The sequence below is a fragment of the Halomonas sp. CSM-2 genome, assembly GCF_002119345.1.
Taxonomy (GTDB): Bacteria; Pseudomonadota; Gammaproteobacteria; order Pseudomonadales; family Halomonadaceae; genus Vreelandella; species Vreelandella janggokensis.
Genome location: NZ_NBYR01000010.1, coordinates 59,491 through 77,281, shown reverse-complemented (window position 1 = coordinate 77,281; position 17,791 = coordinate 59,491). Strand labels below are relative to the sequence as shown.

Sequence of the window (17,791 nt, the reverse complement as noted above, 5' to 3'; positions counted from 1 at the left end):
TTGTCTTAAAACAGCTAACAAAACAGGGCGCCATGCGCCCTTTACCACACGGGAGAACTCTCATGGATAAACTTGAAATGCGCCACACCCTGCTTGCCGCCAAAGCGCGCAAGAAAATGAGCTGGGATGATATCGCCACCGCTTTCGGGATGTCGCCTGTGTGGGTAGCGTCAGCTTGCTATGGCATGAACAGCGCCAGCCCCGATATCGCCCAAAAGATCTGCAACACGCTGGATGTCGAGAGCGACGTTGCCGATGCCCTGGTGACATTCCCGACCAAGGTGTGGGATGAAGCCATCCCACAGGACCCCTTCATTTATCGGCTCTATGAAGTTGTCGGCGTATATGGCGAGACACTCAAGGATGTGGTGCAGGAGCAGTTTGGCGACGGCATCATGAGTGCTATCGATTTCACCATGGACGTCGATAAGGTGGAAGATCCCAAAGGCGACCGTGTTCTGCTTACCCTGAATGGCAAGTTTTTACCTTATAAGTCCTGGTAACGCCTACTTCTGGTACGCCTCGAGCGCGGTAATGCTGCGTTCAACGCCGCTGCGATAGCTCGCCCCAAAGAGCAGCAAATGATTAAGCAGCGGGTAGAGTTGAAATAACGCTTCACGCCTCGGCCAATCGGCCGGGGCGTCGCCGTTCCAGTAGGCCTCGAAAAAGCGTTCATCCAGAGAGCCAAATAGGGTCAACATGGCAATATCGACTTCCGGGTAGTGACGATATATCGCCGGGTCGATAATGGCGGGGCCACGCGGCGTGAACATCACATTGCCCGACCACAGATCGCCGTGCACCAGGCTCGCGGGCCTGTCGGGCAGCCAATCTTCCAACTCATGTGCCTGACGGGCGATGCGCTCATAAAGCTTTTTATCGAGCAAACCGCGCTGATAGCAGGCGTCGCCGAGAGGCAACAGCCGCCGCTCGCGCTGAAAAACACGCCCATCGTCCAACGGTGCATTGGGCTGAGGGGTGCTGCCACAGGCGTTATCCCAGTGCCAGCCATGTTGCTCACCGACGCTTGCGTGAAGCTCTTTGAGGCCTTCACCCAGCGCTGAACTATCGCGTCGGCCGGATGCTTCAAGCGTCTCCATTACCAGCCAGCTGTCGGAAAGGCCCAGCACCTGAGGGACAATCAAGATGGAACACGCTCCCTTTAACGCCCGCAGTGCCTCGGCTTCACCGCGCAGCCGCTGCGCGTCGTCATGTTTGACGACGACGCTGCCCTGTTCGGTATCAAGCTGATAGACGGCCGCAATATCGCCACCGCCAAGCGGCGTTAATGCGCCCTTGGGGGTAAGGTCGAGTGTTTCCAGTAACGCGTCTAGGGCCGAGTCCATTGCATGCTCCTGTGCGCTGAATGTCTGTCTATTATGACTGCCGACTGCCGACTGTCGGCGACGTCGACTCACCCGAGCCGCTGATGAATGAGCTTTTCCAGTTCAAGCTGGTCATCGTGGAAACGACGGATACCTTCCGCCAGCTTGTCGTTGGCCATCGCATCCTGATTGTGACCCCAGCGGAAATCAGCTTCACTCAAAGCCGGTAACGGCTGACCGTTGCCGGTATGTGCCGCAATCCGGGGCGTCACTTCACCTTCTGCCGAGGCCAGCTCTTCAAGCAATGCCGGGGAGATGGTCAACCGTGGGCAGCCCGCCAACGCCAGCACCTGGCCGGTGGTGCGGAAGCTGGCACCCATCACGACGGTATCGTAGCCGCCCTGATTAGCGCGTTCACAAACACCACGCACGAACAGAACACCCGGGTCGTTTTCTGGTGTGTAGTCATTGCCGGTGGCGTTCTTGTACCAGTCGGTCACGCGCCCCACGAAGGGCGAGATAAGAAACACGCCCGCATCAAGGCAGGCCTGGGCCTGGGCATCGCTGAACAGCAGCGTCAGGTTGCACTGAATGCCCTCTCGCTCGAGCACTTCGGCGGCGCGAATGCCCTCCCAGGTAGACGCCAGCTTGATCAGCACACGGTCGCGGCTAACGCCTCGGGCTTCATAAAGCTCGATCAGCTCGTGAGCCTTGGCGATGCTCGCCTGGGTGTCAAACGACAGTCGGGCCGCCACTTCGGTGGAAACACGCCCCGGTACCACCGCGGCGACTTCACTACCCACGGCAACCGCCAAACGGTCTACCGCGTGGGTGACCTGCTGCTCGCGAGCACCACCGGACGCCTTAACCTGGCTCAACTCCTCATCGATCATCGCCTGGTAGCCCGGCAAACTAAACGCTTTGAGCAACAGCGACGGATTGGTGGTGGCGTCTTGCGGCTGGTAACGACGAATCGCCTCCAGATCACCGGTATCGGCCACCACCAGTGAGTGTTGTTTTAATTGCTGTAGTTGATCCAACATAAATGCTCCTTATTAACCGGGTGCCTTCAATGAATGAGTGCTGCCGTGGCGTTGCTCGAGCGCACGACAATAACGCGCATAGGCTGTTTGGTAAGCCGCCACTTGTATGGGGTCAGGATCTGCCTGCGATTCAGCATCCAGCGTTACCAGCCGTTCACACAACGCTTCCAGGGTAACCCCATCTTCCCGCTGGTCACACCAAGCGGCCTGCAGGGCGGCACCCAGCGCCGCGGCATCGGTGATTTCCGGGCAGATCACCTGCGTATTGGTGATATCCGCCACCATCTGCCGCCATACCGGGCTCTTGGCGCCGCCGCCAATCAGGCGAATCTGGCTGGCCCCCGCGGTTAAGTCTCCGAGCAGTTCCAACCCATACCGCAGTGCAAAGGTTGCCCCTTCCATCACCGCACGGCACAGGTTGGCCTGGGTGGTATTCAGACTGGTCAAGCCCAGGAAGTCCGCGGACGCCTCCGGCAACATGGGAACCCGTTCACCGTTGAAAAACGGCAGCACCGTCACCCCTTCGGCGCCAACCGGGGCACTGGCCACCCGCTCGCCAAACGCAGCCAGGTCCAAACCGAACAGCTCGCGCACACGGGTAGTGGCAGAGGTCACGTTCATGGTGCAGATCAGCGGCAACCACCCGCCGGTGCTCGAACAGAAATTGGCGACCATGGCATTATCGCAAACCACAGGGGCCGGTGAGTATGCACACACCGTGCCTGATGTTCCCAAGCTTAACGTAATCAGCCCCGGGGTTATATTGCCGGTACCAATCGCGCCAAGCATGTTATCCCCGCCGCCTGAAGACACCACGACATCATCCGCCAAGCCCAATTCGGCGGCTACGGCACTTTGCACAACACCAGCGGGTTCATGCGCCTCAAGCAACCGGGGAAGCACGCGCTTGGCATCCAGCTCAGGGGCTATCTCGGCAAACACATCCAGCCGCCAGCGGCGCCTTAGCGTGTCGAAGTAGCCAGTCCCGGAGGCATCGCCTGCCTCGGTCACGCGGTTGCCGGTGAGCCAGAAATTCAGGTAATCGTGAGGCAACAACAGACTATCGATACGCTGATAAGCGGCAGGATGATGGTCGCGCAACCACGCCACCTTGGAGGCGGTATAGCCGGTTTGCAGCACCAGGCCAAGCTTTTCCAGGCAGCCCGTTTCTCCGCCAAGGCGCACCATCAGGTCGCTGTTATGGGTACTGGTTTCGGTATCGCACCACAATTTGGCGGGATATACCGGCTCGCCCTCGGCGTCCAGTGCCACCATGCCATGCTGCTGGCCGGAGACACCGATACCGCGCACCTGGCTGGCATCGACTTCAGCACGCTCAAGCGCCTCGAAGAAAGCGCCTTTCAGCGCTGTCAGCCACTCGCTTGGGGCCTGCTCACGGCGGCCATTTTCACCTTCATCCAGATGGTGGGGGCGGCTCGCCTCCCCGCGGATAAGGCCTTGCTCAACATCCACGACCACCACTTTGGTACTTTGCGTTCCGCAATCGACTCCGATATACATTACTGAATTCCTATGGACGAGACCAGATCCTCAAGCGTAGCGCGTGCGCCGCGTTCGTGCAGCGATGTCAGCGCCTCAAGGTAGGCCGCCAGAAAACGGGGTTGGTCTGCCAGGTCACCAAACACCTCACGGTTTTCAACAAACGCCGTTGGCTGGGTGCGATTATTGGCGGCAATCTGCATGAGTGACGCTTTCAGACGATCGACGATCTCGATCGGTTCGCCCTGTTCGTCGACCCCTTCAGCATAGCGCGCCCAACTGGCTACAACCGCCGCGCTGCGTTTGATCTCACCGCCATCGGCCAACTGCTGACGAATCACCGGTACCAGCCACTTGGGTATACGGTCAGAGCTTTCTGCGCACAGGCGCGCCAGTGTGTCCTTGATTTGGGGGTTGGCAAAGCGCTCGATGAGCGTCAGCCGATAGGCTTCCAGGTCAACGCCAGGCACCGGCGCCAGCGTGGGCGAGCCCTCTTCACGCATGTAGCCTAGCAAAAAGTCGACAAATAGCGGGTCCTGGCAGACTTCGTGGGCGTAGCGATAACCGGCCAGATAGCCAAAGTAGGTCAGCGCCTGATGGCTCGCGTTAAGCAGCCGCAGTTTCATCAGCTCGTAAGGCTCAACGTCGTCAACCAACTGTACGCCCACCTTGTCCAGCGCCGGACGCCCCAGCGGAAAATGGTCTTCCAGCACCCACTGCGTGAAAGGCTCACAGACCACGGGCCAGGCATCGTCAATCTCAAAATGCTGCGAAAGCTCGCTGATATCCGCCTCTGAGGTCACCGGGGTAATACGGTCCACCATGGCGTTGGGAAACGCCACTTGGTCGGCTACCCACTCCCCCAGCGCGTTATCCCGGGCACGGGCGTAAGCGCTGAACATGCGCTTCGCCACATCGCCGTTGCCCTGAATGTTATCGCAGGACATGACCGTAAAGGGGGCGATCCCCCGCTCGCGGCGGCGTACCAGCGCCTCCACCACCAGACCAAAGCTGGACGAGGGTTGGGTAGGATTCATCAGATCATCGCGTATCTGGGGGTTGTCCAGATCGAACTCGCCGGTCACCGGGTGGAAGTTGTAACCGCCTTCGGTGACTGTCAACGACACGATGCGAATCTGTGGATCGGCCATCTGTTCGATCACCGCCTCGGCGGCCTCAGGCGCGAACAGGTAGTTGACCATGCTGCCGATTACCCGCGGCTCATAGCGGCCATCCGGGTGTTTGACGACCAGCGTATAAAGGTGGTCCTGCGCTGCCAGCGCCTGTTGCATGCGTTTATCACCCGGCATTACGCCCACACCGACAATCCCCCAGTCCAGCGCTTCGCCCCTGTTCATCAGGGCATCCAGATACATCGCCTGGTGGGCGCGATGAAAGCCGCCCACACCAATGTGAACAATACCCGGGGTAATCCTGCTGCGATCATAGTCAGGCGTGGCAATGGGGGAGCCTAGTTTGCCCACATTGTGATTATTGAGTTGGGTCATCGTCGCTCTCCAGGTTATTCGTTGGACATGACGTGCTAACGCCAGTACTGATCGGGCGAAAAACTGCCTGTTTTCACCAGTTGAGCATTGAGCATGTCTTTTTGGTGCGTGCGCTCAATGGCGCCTGCGTGGTCCTGGCCCATGGCTAACCAGCGGGCCACCAGGCGCTGCGCCAAGACGTCATCGTCGACATCAAGCATCAGCGTCCAGTCAAACAAAGGTTGCAGGTCGCGCCATATCGGGCGGTCGAGCAATAAATAGTTGCCCTCGACAATCACGATGCGCTGTTCAAGGCGGATGAGCCGCCCACCGGCGCGAGCCAGATCCAGCGGGCGGTCGAACACGGGGACAGCGACCGCCTGGTCAGCGCGGCGAAGTCGCTCCAGATCAACACGCAGACCGTCCACGTCGAAGGTGTGCGGCGCGCCCTTGAGTGGCAGCTGCGCCTCACCGAGCACGGCATTGTCGAAGTGATAGCCATCCATCGGCACCACCCCAGCCTGCCCTGGCAACTGTTGGTTAATCGCTGCACACAGTTGCTCGCTGCGGTAAGACTTCCCGGCACCGGGCGGACCCGCCAGGGCGACGATATAACGAGGAATGCCGGTTGCCGCATCGATAATCTGGCGGCTGATATGGTCAATATCCGGGGTCATGGCAAGTCAGCTCATCCAATTGCCGCCATCGACGTTGAGCGTCTGGGCGACGATATAGTCACTGTCCTGGCTGGCCAGGAAGACCGCTGCACCAGTATGGTCTTCCGGCAGCCCCATACGGCCAAACGGTACGGCCTCGCCGACCAGGCGCTTTTTCTCGCCCAATGGACGGTTTTCATAGCGGGCGAACAGCGCATCCACGGTTTCCCACATCGGCGTATCCACCACGCCGGGGGCAATGCCATTGACGTTGATGCTGTGCTTGATCAAGTCCAGCCCACAGGACTGGGTAAGGCTGATCACGGCCGCCTTACTGGCGCAGTAAACGCTCACCAGTGCTTCACCACGGCGCCCCGCCTGGGACGCCATATTGATGATCTTGCCACCCTGCCCCTGGTCCACCATCGCTTTGGCCACCGCCTGAAGGGTGAAAAACATGCCTTTGGTATTAACGGCGAATTGCTTATCAAAGCTCGCCTCCGTGACCTCAAGCACAGGCGCCATATCAAATACCGCCGCGTTATTGACCAGAATATCGATGCGCCCCATGCGCTCGCGAACCTCTGCCACCATGGCGTCGATGGACGCTGTATCGCAGACATCCAGCTCAATTCCCAGCACCCGTTCCTCACCCGCTTCCTGGCGTAGCAGATTAACAGCGTCATTGACGGCCGCTGTATCAATATCGGCGACCACCACGCTGGCCCCTTCGCTGAGGTAGCGCGCGGCGATCGCCAGTCCGATACCTTTCGCCCCACCAGTCACGATGGCTACCTTACTGGTTAGCTTCATGCCGACCTCCATTGCGGGCAAGATCTTGCCACTCGCTAACCAGGTCATTTAGCCCCTTCATGTGCGGCAAGATGCGCCAGGCGCCCGCCTTACGAAGCCGCTCCGATTGGCCATCATCGACATGGCTGGCCCCCACAAAGCCAATCACCCACATACCTGCCGCGGTGGCCGCCGTCACGCCGGCCACACTATCCTCCACTACCAGACAGTCATGGGGCGCCTCTCCCAGGGTCTCGGCCGCCAGTTGATAGAGCGCGGGGTCTGGCTTCGGTTGGTCGACCTGTTCTGCGGTAAAAATCGGTACATCGCCAAGGGCGGCATCCAGCCCGGTACCCGCAAGCGATGCCAGCACTCGACAGCGACGGCTGTTGGAAACCACCGCCTTGGGTAGCGTCACCGCCCGCACAGCAGCTTCAGCACCGTCGATCGCGATGAGTTCACGTGCCAACCTCGCCTCAATGGCGGTATCGACCCGCTCCGCCGCATTCGCGGGTAACGGATAGACGCTTAACTGCTCGGCATGACGCAGAATGTTAGCAGTGGTCATGCCTAACGCCTGTCCAAGCGATTGCTCAACATCAATATCCGGCAGCCAGCGGCCAAGGTGTTCCGCCAGGGTGCCTTCGGCCAAGGCTTCGCTATCGACAAGAACACCGTCACAGTCGAAAATAAGCGCCGTCATACCGACGCCTCGGAAGACGTATTGTCCCCGTTGGCGCGATTGTCCTCGCGTGTGAGGCCCGCCAGAGGGTGCTGCTGCAAACTCGGCAGGGCCTGGCCGTCAGCCTCGAACAGGTGAGCCCGCTCCGGGGCAAAACCAAAGTGCACCGTATCGTTAACCCGGTAGGCCACATCGCCGTCGGCCATGATGGTGACGAGCTGGTCGGCCATCTGCACATAGAGCGAGGTTTGGCCGCCAAGACGTTCCAGCACCTGTATTTGCCCGACCAAGGGTCCCTGCTCTTCAAGCACCAGATGCTCGGGCAGAATACCCAGCTCCAGCGCCGCGTCGTCACCCAGATGCTGACCGTCCACCGGCACATGGCGCTCGCCGCCGCCAGGCATTCGAATACCTACCCCGTCGGGCTTGACGCCAAGCAGCGTCACGTCGAAAAAATTCATCTTCGGCGAGCCAATGAATCCGGCGACAAAACGGTTTTGGGGATGGTGATACAGCGCCATCGGCGAGCCGACCTGCTCGACGACCCCATCGCGCAGCACAACGATCTTGTCCGCCATGGTCATGGCTTCGATCTGGTCGTGGGTGACGTAGATCATGGTAGCGTCGAGCTCGTCGTGCAGACGCGCCAGCTCGATACGCATCTGCACACGCAACGCCGCATCCAGGTTGGAGAGGGGTTCATCGAACAGAAAAATGCTCGGGTTACGTACGATGGCGCGGCCAATGGCCACGCGCTGACGCTGGCCGCCGGACAGTGCCTTGGGTTTGCGGTCCAGCAGCGGTTCCAGCTGCAGAATCTTGGCCGCTTCCAGGACCTTGGCCCGGCGTTCCTCCTTGGAAACACCGGCCAGCCGCATGCTGAAGCCCATGTTGCCTTCCACCGTCATATGGGGATAAAGCGCGTAGCTCTGGAAGACCATGGCAAGCCCGCGATCGGCGGGCCCCACATCGTTCATCCGTTGACCGTCAATCAGGATATCGCCGCCTGTGGCACTTTCCAGCCCGGCAATCATGCGCATCAGAGTGGATTTGCCGCAGCCTGAAGGACCCACAAAGACCACAAATTCACGATCTTCAACGTCAAGATCAATCCCTTTGATGACCTCGGTGTCGCCAAACTGCTTGGTAATATTGTTGAGTTGTAGGGTTGCCATAGGAAAACTCCTTTACTTGACGGCACCAAAGGTCAGGCCGCGCACCATTTGCTTCTGGGTCATCCAGCCGAGGATTAGAATGGGCGCAATCGCTATCGTGGAGGCCGCTGATAACTTGGCCCAGAACAGCCCCTCGGGGCTTGAAAACGAGGCGATATAGGCGGTCAGCGGCGCCGCTTTGGACGACGTGAGATTGAGGCTCCAGAACGCTTCATTCCAGCTCAGGATGACCGACAGCAAGCCTGTCGACGCGATGCCCGGCAGGGTCAGCGGCAAAAGCAGAAAGAACACCTCCTGGAACGTCGTGGCGCCGTCCATGCGGCCAGCTTCGAGGATGTCCTTGGGCATGTCCTTGAAGAAGGTGTAAAGCATCCACACCACAATCGGCAGGTTCATCAGCGTATAGATGATGATCAGTCCGGTGCGGGTATCCAGCAGCCCAACATCGCGGAAGATCAGATAAATCGGCACCAGTACACCAACAGGTGGCAGCATCTTGGTGGATAGCATCCACAGCAAGGTGCCTTTGGTACGCTTGGTCGGCAAAAACGCCATCGAATATGCCGAAGGAATCGCGATCAATAAGGCCAGTAGCGTCGAGCCAAAGGCCACCACGACGCTGTTAAGCGCGAAGCGTGCATAGCCCGACCGCTCCTGAACCGCTTGATAGCTCTCGAGGGTAGGCGAAAAAATAAACGACGGGTCGGCAATCGCCGCTGTCTCGGTTTTAAAGCCTGTCAGAACCATCCACAGGATGGGGAAGAAAATCACCAAGGCCACCGACCAGCCAAAGACCGTCAGCAGCAGTTTTTTGCTGTTAATGGAACGTAAGCTTGTCATCACAACACTCCCAGGACACTTACGTGCCGGTTACTCTTCCAGGTTTTTGGCGACCATGCGGACCAGGAAGATAGCGACGATATTGGCGAGAATGATCGCGATCACCCCACCGGCGGAGGCAGTGCCGACATCGAAATCCAATAGCGCACGGATATAAATCAGATAGGCCAGGTTGGTCGTGGCAAGCCCAGGCCCGCCGGAGGTGGTGACAAAAATTTCCGCGAAGATGGTCAGCAGAAAAATCATCTCGATCATGACCACCACGCTGATGGCGCGCTTGAGGTGCGGCAGCGTGATAAAGAAGAAAATGGCGACCGGCCCCGCGCCATCCATGCGGGCGGCTTCGACCTGATCTTCGTCCAGCGACTGCATCGCCGTCAGCAGGATCAGTAGCGCGAACGGTGTCCACTGCCAGGCCACAATAATCACTATTGAGGTCAGCGGTAGCGATGAAAACCAATCCAATGCGGGCAAGCCAAACGACTCAGCCAGCCAGGCCAGCACCCCATTGGATGGGTGCATCATCATGTTTTTCCACACCAAAGCACTGACGGTGGGCATGACAAAAAACGGTGAAATCGCCAGCACGCGGGCAATGCCCCGCCCGGCAAACTCCTGCTGAAACAGCACGGCCAGCAGCGTACCGCCGACCACGGTAATCACCAGTACCCACCCCACCAACAGCAGGGTATTGCCCATCGCCGCCCAGAGCGACGGATCGGTCAGTAGATACTGATAGTTCTCGAATCCGGCAAAGCCGGTCATCTCCGGCATCAACAGGTTATAGCGCTGCAGCGAAAACCAGATCGTCATGCCCAACGGCACAACCATCCAAAGCAGCAGTAGCGTGACAGCGGGTGCTTGAAGCGACAGCGTTCTCAGCCCGCCGACGGTGCGGCCGGAAGTACGTTTCGTATTCATGGAAGTACCTGCCAGAAGGCGCAAGGAAAAACGCCTGGGCTCGAAGGCCCAGGCGTTAACCGCGTTAGTCTAAGTAACCTGCTCGCTGCATGGTGCGCTCGGTGGCGCGCTGGGCAGTATCGAGCGCCTCTTCCACCGTGCTATCACCGGTTAGCGCCGCCGCGATGCTTTGGCCGACTCGGGTACCAATCGACTGGAACTCCGGAATGCCGACGAACTGCACGCCAATGTAGGGATTGGGTTCGAGCGTCGAGTCGGTGGGATCAGCATCCTGAATCGCCTTCAGCACGAAATCGGCAAACGGGGCTGCTTCGATATAGCGCTCGTCTGCGTAGGTGGATTCACGCGTGCCGGGAGGTACGCTGGTCCAGCCTTCGGTTTCACCGACAAGTTCGACATACGCTTGCGAAGTCGCCCAGGTAATAAACTCACGCGCGGCGTCCTGATTTTCAGAAGACGCAGGGATGGCTAGCGCCCAGGACCACAACCAGTGCGAGCCTTTAGGCGTTTCGGCAATCGGCGCAGGTGCAAAGCCTAGGCTGTCGGCCACGTCGGACTCATCGCCGTCGTAGAGTTTGCCAGCCGCGGAGGTGGCATCGACCCACATACCGCAATTACCACGCGAGAACAGCGCCAGGTTTTCATTAAAGCCGTTGGAACTTGCCCCGGGTGGGCCGTAATCGTTAAGCAGGTCAACATAGAATTGAACCGCCTCAACCCAGGCGTCGGAATTAAGCTCAGGATTCCAGTCCTCGTCAAACCAGCGACCGCCAAAGGTGTTGACCAAGGTGGATACGAAGGCCATGTTTTCGCCCCAGCCTGGCTTGCCACGCAGGCAAATGCCGGCCAGGTCTTCTTCCATACCGTGCAGCTTACCGGCCCATTCGCGAACCTCTTCCCAGGTGGGTTGATCGGTCATCTCGATGCCCGCTTCCTCGAACAGGTCCTTGCGGTAGTACATCATCGAGCTTTCGGCGTAAAACGGCAGCGCATGGAGCGTGTCGTCATGACTCAGACCATCGCGGACAGAGGTCAACAGGTCGTCTTCATTGTAGTCGTCGGGCAGGTTGTCAAGCGGTGACAGCCAGCCGCGTTCAGCCCAGATCGGTACTTCATAGGTGCCAATGGTCATCACATCGAACTGCCCACCACCGGTGGCGATATCCGTCGTCATGCGCTGACGCAGCACGTTTTCCTCCAACACCACCCAATCCAGGGTGATGTCAGGATGCGCCTTCTCGAATGCATCGGTGAGGCTTTGCATGATGACCATGTCGTTGTTGTTCACCGTTGCAACGGTCAGTTCGGTTTCGGCCTGCGCCTGACCAGCGAAGGCAATGGCCGCCGCCAGACTGGTAAGGGGTAAGTAACGTGCAAGTTGCATAAGGCACTCCTGTTGGCTTTGTGTTGGCATTGTTTTCGCCAGATGTTTTCTCTCAATCTGATCTCATTGATCAACTATCGATCAAATGATCGTACGAAAGCCAAAAAAAAGCAAAGCCCCGGCACTTAGACTTTACGCTAATGAATCAGCAAAACAGCATGTTGCGCCGCCACATACCTATCTCAGAGGGCTCCCAATTCTTCCGTATTGACAATGTGCCGAGCCGCTATCTCATCGGTAATCAAGCCTTTCAACCAGCCCCCCTTCAGAGCCGCATGAATGGCAGGGGCTTTGTCACGCCCGCCCGCCATGGCCACCATCATGTGTTTGCCAAAGCGTTCAAGGGGCAGGCTTGTGACCCGGCGGGTAATCGAGCAGTCGATCACCTCCCCCTGACGATTGAGCGGCCAGCCCAGCAATTCGCCGACGGCCTCCAGGCCAAGCAACTCATCAAGCTCATCTTCACTGATAAAATGATCCTGAAACAATGTCGCCTGCCGATCGATACGGCCCACCCCAATAAAGGCCGCCTCGGACTCTCTAGCCACATCGGCAATCGCCTTGAACAGGCGCTGCGACAGCATGGCCTGTTTCTCATCGAGTGACTCGGCCACTACCGGGGCGGGCAGCAAGAAGCGTTCGCCACCGGTTTTATCGGCCAGCACCATCACCGCGTCATAGCGGTTCGCCGAGCCATCCCGAGCGACATTGCCCACCAGCGAGACGAAACGGTGCTGAGGACGCTCAACGCGGCTCAGCGCCTCCACCGCCGCGCGTACCGAGCGGCCGGTGCCCAATGACAACGTCAGCGGTTCGCTACGCTCAACGAGCCGGGAAAGCCGTTCCGCCCCGGCCACTGCCAGATAGTAAGCAGCACTTTCAGGGGCATGGCTGTCAGCGGGCACCACATCACAGTAAGCCAATCCAAAGCGCTCGCGCAGTGCACTGCCCAATGCCATGCAGGTGGAAATCGGGTGATCGATATGCACCTTTACCAGGCCTTCCTGCCGGGCGAGAGCCAACAGTCGCTGCACTCCCGGCCTTGAGACGCCCAATTGAGTGGCAATGTCATCCTGCGTCATGCCGCCGACGTAGGACATCCAGGCGGCTCTGGCCGCCTGATCTATTTTTACCTCAAATTTATCCATTCGCTGGCTCGCTACCCAGGTGATTAAATTGCATCATACAAAGTCAACGGGAAGACCAGAAGTCGCCTGTTCGCTAATATGACGATAGCGCAACCCTACATCATGGTGGAATCAGGAGGCGTTAACCCATGTATAAGCTGGCATTTTTTGTCCCCGTTGAGGAAGCAGAAAGCGTCAAGGAAGCCGTGTTTGAAACCGGCGCGGGGCGCATCGGCGATTACGAGGCCTGCTGTTTCCAGACCCGGGGTACGGGTCAGTTCCGCCCGCTTAACGGAGCAGACCCGCATATTGGCAAGGTCGGCGAGCTTGAGTTCGTGGACGAGCTGAAGGTTGAACTGGTTTGCGACGACGACCATATTCAAGCCGCTATCGCTGCGTTAAAACTGGCGCATCCCTATGAAGAAGTTGCCTATGATGTTTGGGCACTGGCCGATCTCTAGGGCCTCTCAGGCACTACCGGCGTAGCGCTCACGATCCTCAGGATTGATGGCGCTGATATGCAGCGGATATTCGTGACGCACGCGATCGGCATAGAAGTGTCGGAGCGTTTGCTCAATGGTGGGAAACGCCAGCTCATCCCAGGGGATTTCGTGTTCCTCGAATAGCGCCACCTCAAGGCTTTCCGGTCCGGCGTTGAAGCCACCGGTAAGTTCCGCCCGAAAAATCATATAAACTTGGTTGATATGCGGTAAATCGATCAGCGTGTAGAGATTGGCCAGCGCCACCTCAGCGCAGGCTTCTTCACGGGTTTCGCGAGTGGCGGCCTGTTCGGTGGTTTCGGCGTTTTCCATATAGCCGGCCGGCAGGGTCCAGTACCCTCTACGCGGGGAAATGGCGCGTTTGCATAGCAATACCTTGGTACCGCTCACGGGTAGCGTCCCTGCCACAATGCGAGGGTTCTGGTAATGGATGGTGCCGCAAGTATCGCAAAGATAGCGCGGGCGATCATCGCCTTCAGGAACGGCAAAACGGACGGTATTGCCACACTGGCTGCAAAAGTTCATTGCGATTTCTCTACGGCTGCTGGGAAAAGATAACAACGCTTATGGATGCTACATGTTAGAGACACTTCGCAATCGGCTGCAACAACTCTCCCCTCAACGGCTAGACCACGCTGGCTTGCCCGAGGCGGCTGTTTTGCTGCCTATTGTCGAGCGCCCGGCCCCGACCCTGCTGTTTACCCGGCGCGCCCGCCACCTCAGTACCCACAGTGGCCAGGTGGCTTTCCCCGGTGGTATGCGCGAGCCGTACGACCATGACCTTTACGCCACGGCGCTGCGCGAGGCCCAGGAAGAGGTTGCCCTCGACCCAGGGCACGTCACGGCACTGGGCCGATTATCCGATGTCATCTCGCTGCACGGTATCCGGGTAACGCCCTGGGTGGGGATTATTCCGCCCGACCTGCCGCTGGTGGCCGATCCCGGTGAGCTGGACGCTATTTTTGAAGTGCCGTTAAGCCATTTCCTGGACGATCGGCGAACGCATACCGATGTGATTACCGTCGATGGCGTCGCCCACTACGTGCCCAGTTACCAGGTTGACGGCCATATCATTTGGGGGCTGTCTGCCATGATGCTGGTGGAACTGCTGGCCGAGGGTTTTGACATGCCGATCGACCTTTACCAGCGTCCTGACGGTGCATTGCGTCATTACCCAGAACGCAACTCGCCGACCTTGCATTCAAAACCTTTGAGAACCAACGAATGACCCCAAGCATGCATTTATCGCCTTCCGTTCTGTCATCAGCTGCCCAGGCAGAGCTGGTGGATGCGCTGGTTGAACAAGGCTGGTATGTCGGCCGGGGTGTTATTGACCTTGATCTGTGCCATGCCCTTCATCAAGAGCTGCATCATATGGCCGCGCATAACGCCTTGGATGAAGCGGGTATCGGCCGAGGAAAACAGCATCACCTGCGCAAAGACGTTCGTGGCGACGCGATCCACTGGCTCGACCGTGAAAGCGACGCTCAGCGGCGCTACTTAATGGCAATGGAAAATTTACAGCAGGTGCTCAACCAGACACTGTTCCTGGGATTGTTCGAGTACGAAGCCCATTTTGCCCACTACCCGCCCGGGGCATTTTACCAGCGCCACCTGGACAGCTTCCGCGGGCGAGCCAATCGCGTGATCTCCACGGTAGGCTACCTGAACCCTGCCTGGCCTGCCGATGGCGGCGGTGAAATGGTTCTGTACCATCCCGACGCACCCGACCAGGCAGTAGCCCGAGTGGTACCGGAAGCGGGTACCTTTGCCTGTTTCATGTCGGACACCATTCCCCACGAAGTGCTCCCCACCCAACAACCACGGGCCAGCATCGCCGGCTGGTTCCGGCGCAATGCGTCGATGGGGGGCGTGCTCGACCCGGCGCGCTAAGCCATAAACCCAACATAAAATAAAAAACGCCCTGGCCATTGCCAGGGCGTCAGTATCTGAAACAGTCAACATTGGTCAAGCAATCAGCTTGACCCGTTCGTTGTCAGCGGAGACTCAGTGTTTGAGCTTTGCCGTCATGCTGATCTCGGCGTTGAGCACCTTGGAGACCGGGCAATTGGCCTTGGCCGTTTCTGCCGCTTCTTTAAAGGTCGCCTCATCGGCACCGTCCACCTGAGCTTCAACGTCCAGATGAATTTTCGAGATATCGAACCCGGCGTCGCTCTGAGAGAGCGTCACATTGGCGCTGGTCTCGATAGAGGTGGCGGTTAGGTCTTTTTCACCCAACACCATCGACAAGGCCATGGAAAAACAGCTGGCGTGGGCGGCGCCGATCAGTTCTTCAGGGTTGGTGCCTTTTTCGTCTTCAAAGCGCTTCTTGAATGAATAGCTGGCGTCGAGTACGCCGCTTTCCGTGGCAACATGGCCACGACCATCTTTCAGTCCACCTTCCCAACGTGCGCTTGCTTTACGATCCATGGATAGCTCCTTTCGCGTCAAATGTCAGGTTATTGATGGAGCCGCCAGTAACGGCAGCCACTTCACCAGCGTAGCTGATTTTTGCCGCTCTGCCGACAGCCCAGGTTCCATTGAGGCCAGGACGGTCGTAAGCTGTCGGCTCAATGCCAACCCTTTTGTGCAAGGACTCGCCATGTCGTCGGCAGATGCGCTGAAATTAGTGCTGCTTTCCTCTCTCTGGGGATTATCGTTTATTTTTATGCGCGTCGCCGTACCCGAGTTTGGTCCGATTCCGCTGATATTGGTACGTATGGGGATAGGTGCATTGCTGTTACTGCCGTTTCTTCTCAGCGCCCGCTATTTGCATCTGATATGGCAGCACAAGGGACCGCTACTGTTACTTGGCATTATCAACCACGTGCTGCCTTTCTCACTGCTGGCCCTGGCGACGACGCGCCTGGAAGCAGGGTTCACGTCGCTGATCAACGCCACCACGCCAATTTTTACAGCGCTTATCGGGGCATTCTTCTTTGCCACGCCGATCATCCGCCAGCAATACCTCGGGTTGGCACTCGCCCTGGCAGGTGTTTATGTGCTGTCGGCCAATCGGCTTGACTTCGCGGTAGGCGGCGACGGCTGGTTTATCCTGGCGGTGTTGGGGGCGACATTCTGCTACGGCATTGCCGGTAACTATTCGAAAACCCGCTTGAGCCATCTACCCAGCCGTGTGCTGGCGGCCGGTAGCTGTGCGATGTCGGCCACCGTGCTGTTGATACCGGGCATTCTACTGTGGCCAGGCGAGTCTATATCTCCACTGGCGTGGGGTAACGCCTTGGCACTGGCGATCCTAAGCACCACGCTGGCTTTTTTGCTTTACTTCGGCTTGCTCGCCAGCGCCGGAGCCACCGCAACATCCACCGTCACGTTTCTGGTGCCGGTCAGCGCGTTACTTTGGGGCTACCTGCTGCTGGGCGAGACGCTCAGCCTGCAAATTATCGCAGGGATGTTGATCACGCTACTGGGCACCGCGATTGCCACACGCCTATTACGTTTCAGGCGTCGCGCTCGCTTGCCTCAAGCGCCGCCCCCACCCGGATAATCGCACCGTCTCCGCCGGTCAAGGTGGCATTCTGACCAAAATGGGCGCCTTTCAAGTCAGGCTGGGTATTCAGCGACAGCAGCGTTTTCAGCGGTTCACCCGGCTCGGGAACCGCAGCTGTCTGCTGGTCGATGGTGGTGATCTTGCAGCGCTGGCAGGGTTTACGCAGCGTAAACTGAAATGTCCCCGTGGACTCACTTAACGTGGCCCAGCGGTCTTCCGCCCAGGGTAGGTCGCACTCGATCACCACATTGGGGCGAAAGCGACTCATCGGCACCGGCGCTTGACCACCTGCGGTCAAGGCATTGTTCAAGGCGTCGAGCGAGCCGGTGGTGGTCAATAAAAAGGGGTAACCGTCGGAAAAATAGGTATGCGCCGCCCCGCCATCCAGAAAATCCTCTTCGACGGCACGGGTAAATTCGGTGGCAAAACGCACCAGACTCATCCCCTTGGCTTGCTCGCCGAGCGCAGCCTCAAGCCAATGTGTCACCTCTGGGCCTTCCGGCAGCGCTTTGCAGTGGTCATTCCAGACGCTAACCAGGCGTAACTTACCTTCAGGCTCTGCCAACGGTACGCTCAGCGGCTCGACGTCAGGATGCGAGAGCACCAAGTGTTCGTCGGTCAGCGCAACGCCAATCGTCGCCAGAGCGGGTAGCTGACGCTGGGTGACAAAGCGTTGCCGGGGGTCGACCAGCATCCAGCGGCGGTCCCAGGCCAGCCCATGCGCATGTAGCCGGGTTTGCTCCAGGGTGATTCCCTGCAATGATTTAACCGGGTAAACGTTCAGTTGGACAATCTTCATGGCGGCCCCCTTAAAGAAAACGCTTACTCTAGCCAGTTGTCTGCTGCTT

Annotated in this window: 20 protein-coding genes; 5 read left to right on the top strand and 15 right to left on the bottom strand. The window is 58.5% G+C overall.

The window, feature by feature from the left end:
• The first annotated feature begins 62 nt into the window (after positions 1-62).
• Positions 63-503: a cyanase gene (cynS, locus tag B7L15_RS10305; protein WP_085918895.1), complete on the top strand. Its 441-nt coding sequence runs from the start codon at positions 63-65 to the stop codon at positions 501-503.
• Between the two features lie 3 nt (positions 504-506).
• Here the strand turns inward: cynS and B7L15_RS10300 are convergent, their stop codons facing one another.
• From B7L15_RS10300 to B7L15_RS10245, 12 genes are all read right to left on the bottom strand, one after another.
• Positions 507-1,346, bottom strand: a complete 840-nt coding sequence (locus B7L15_RS10300; RefSeq protein WP_085918894.1) for a fructosamine kinase family protein — start codon at positions 1,344-1,346, stop codon at positions 507-509.
• 68 nt (positions 1,347-1,414) lie between these two features.
• Complete coding sequence (gene tal / locus B7L15_RS10295) at positions 1,415-2,368, bottom strand: transaldolase (protein WP_085918893.1); 954 nt, start codon at positions 2,366-2,368, stop codon at positions 1,415-1,417.
• Between the two features lie 12 nt (positions 2,369-2,380).
• Positions 2,381-3,889 (bottom strand): xylulokinase, encoded by a 1,509-nt coding sequence (xylB, locus tag B7L15_RS10290; RefSeq protein WP_085918892.1) that lies wholly within the window; start codon positions 3,887-3,889, stop codon positions 2,381-2,383.
• The gene (locus B7L15_RS10285) at positions 3,889-5,376 is read right to left on the bottom strand and encodes a mannitol dehydrogenase family protein (RefSeq protein WP_085918891.1); all 1,488 of its coding nucleotides are present in this window, start codon (positions 5,374-5,376) and stop codon (positions 3,889-3,891) included. Before B7L15_RS10285 ends, xylB begins: the two co-directional genes overlap by 1 nt.
• A 35-nt stretch (positions 5,377-5,411) precedes the next feature.
• A complete protein-coding gene (locus B7L15_RS10280; protein ID WP_085918890.1) occupies positions 5,412-6,032 on the bottom strand; it encodes a nucleoside/nucleotide kinase family protein in 621 nt (206 codons plus the stop codon).
• 6 nt (positions 6,033-6,038) lie between these two features.
• A complete protein-coding gene (locus B7L15_RS10275; protein ID WP_085918889.1) occupies positions 6,039-6,824 on the bottom strand; it encodes an L-iditol 2-dehydrogenase in 786 nt (261 codons plus the stop codon).
• Positions 6,808-7,506, bottom strand: a complete 699-nt coding sequence (locus tag B7L15_RS10270) for an HAD family hydrolase (protein WP_085918888.1) — start codon at positions 7,504-7,506, stop codon at positions 6,808-6,810. Before B7L15_RS10270 ends, B7L15_RS10275 begins: the two co-directional genes overlap by 17 nt.
• A complete protein-coding gene (locus tag B7L15_RS10265; protein WP_085918887.1) occupies positions 7,503-8,660 on the bottom strand; it encodes an ABC transporter ATP-binding protein in 1,158 nt (385 codons plus the stop codon). Before B7L15_RS10265 ends, B7L15_RS10270 begins: the two co-directional genes overlap by 4 nt.
• A 12-nt stretch (positions 8,661-8,672) precedes the next feature.
• The gene (locus tag B7L15_RS10260; RefSeq protein WP_085918886.1) at positions 8,673-9,500 is read right to left on the bottom strand and encodes a carbohydrate ABC transporter permease; all 828 of its coding nucleotides are present in this window, start codon (positions 9,498-9,500) and stop codon (positions 8,673-8,675) included.
• 30 nt (positions 9,501-9,530) lie between these two features.
• The gene (locus B7L15_RS10255; RefSeq protein WP_085918885.1) at positions 9,531-10,421 is read right to left on the bottom strand and encodes a carbohydrate ABC transporter permease; all 891 of its coding nucleotides are present in this window, start codon (positions 10,419-10,421) and stop codon (positions 9,531-9,533) included.
• A gap of 64 nt (positions 10,422-10,485) precedes the next feature.
• Positions 10,486-11,805, bottom strand: a complete 1,320-nt coding sequence (locus B7L15_RS10250) for an ABC transporter substrate-binding protein (RefSeq protein ID WP_085918884.1) — start codon at positions 11,803-11,805, stop codon at positions 10,486-10,488.
• 182 nt (positions 11,806-11,987) lie between these two features.
• On the bottom strand, positions 11,988-12,953 hold the full coding sequence (locus B7L15_RS10245; protein ID WP_085918883.1) for a sugar-binding transcriptional regulator: 966 nt from the start codon (positions 12,951-12,953) through the stop codon (positions 11,988-11,990).
• Positions 12,954-13,081: 128 nt separating this feature from the next.
• Here B7L15_RS10245 and B7L15_RS10240 point away from each other — a divergent pair, with 128 nt between their 5' ends.
• A complete protein-coding gene (locus tag B7L15_RS10240) occupies positions 13,082-13,393 on the top strand; it encodes an NGG1p interacting factor NIF3 (RefSeq protein ID WP_085918882.1) in 312 nt (103 codons plus the stop codon).
• A gap of 6 nt (positions 13,394-13,399) precedes the next feature.
• Here B7L15_RS10240 and B7L15_RS10235 read toward each other — a convergent pair whose 3' ends face one another.
• Positions 13,400-13,957, bottom strand: a complete 558-nt coding sequence (locus B7L15_RS10235) for an NUDIX hydrolase (RefSeq protein WP_085918881.1) — start codon at positions 13,955-13,957, stop codon at positions 13,400-13,402.
• Positions 13,958-14,009: 52 nt separating this feature from the next.
• On the opposite strand from B7L15_RS10235, the gene B7L15_RS10230 reads away from it, so the two are divergent.
• Entirely contained in the window at positions 14,010-14,660 is a 651-nt protein-coding gene (locus tag B7L15_RS10230) for a CoA pyrophosphatase (protein WP_085918880.1), read from the top strand.
• Positions 14,661-14,668: 8 nt separating this feature from the next.
• Positions 14,669-15,325 (top strand): 2OG-Fe(II) oxygenase, encoded by a 657-nt coding sequence (locus tag B7L15_RS10225; RefSeq protein WP_233337244.1) that lies wholly within the window; start codon positions 14,669-14,671, stop codon positions 15,323-15,325.
• 114 nt (positions 15,326-15,439) lie between these two features.
• On the opposite strand, the gene B7L15_RS10220 is transcribed toward B7L15_RS10225, so the two are convergent.
• Positions 15,440-15,862 (bottom strand): OsmC family protein, encoded by a 423-nt coding sequence (locus B7L15_RS10220; protein WP_085918878.1) that lies wholly within the window; start codon positions 15,860-15,862, stop codon positions 15,440-15,442.
• Between the two features lie 172 nt (positions 15,863-16,034).
• Here B7L15_RS10220 and B7L15_RS10215 point away from each other — a divergent pair, with 172 nt between their 5' ends.
• A complete protein-coding gene (locus tag B7L15_RS10215; RefSeq protein ID WP_085918978.1) occupies positions 16,035-16,940 on the top strand; it encodes a DMT family transporter in 906 nt (301 codons plus the stop codon).
• Here the strand turns inward: B7L15_RS10215 and B7L15_RS10210 are convergent.
• Positions 16,894-17,742, bottom strand: coding sequence for an MOSC domain-containing protein (locus B7L15_RS10210; RefSeq protein ID WP_085918877.1), 849 nt, complete (start codon positions 17,740-17,742; stop codon positions 16,894-16,896). The genes B7L15_RS10215 and B7L15_RS10210 overlap by 47 nt on opposite strands.
• Positions 17,743-17,791 lie beyond the last annotated feature (49 nt).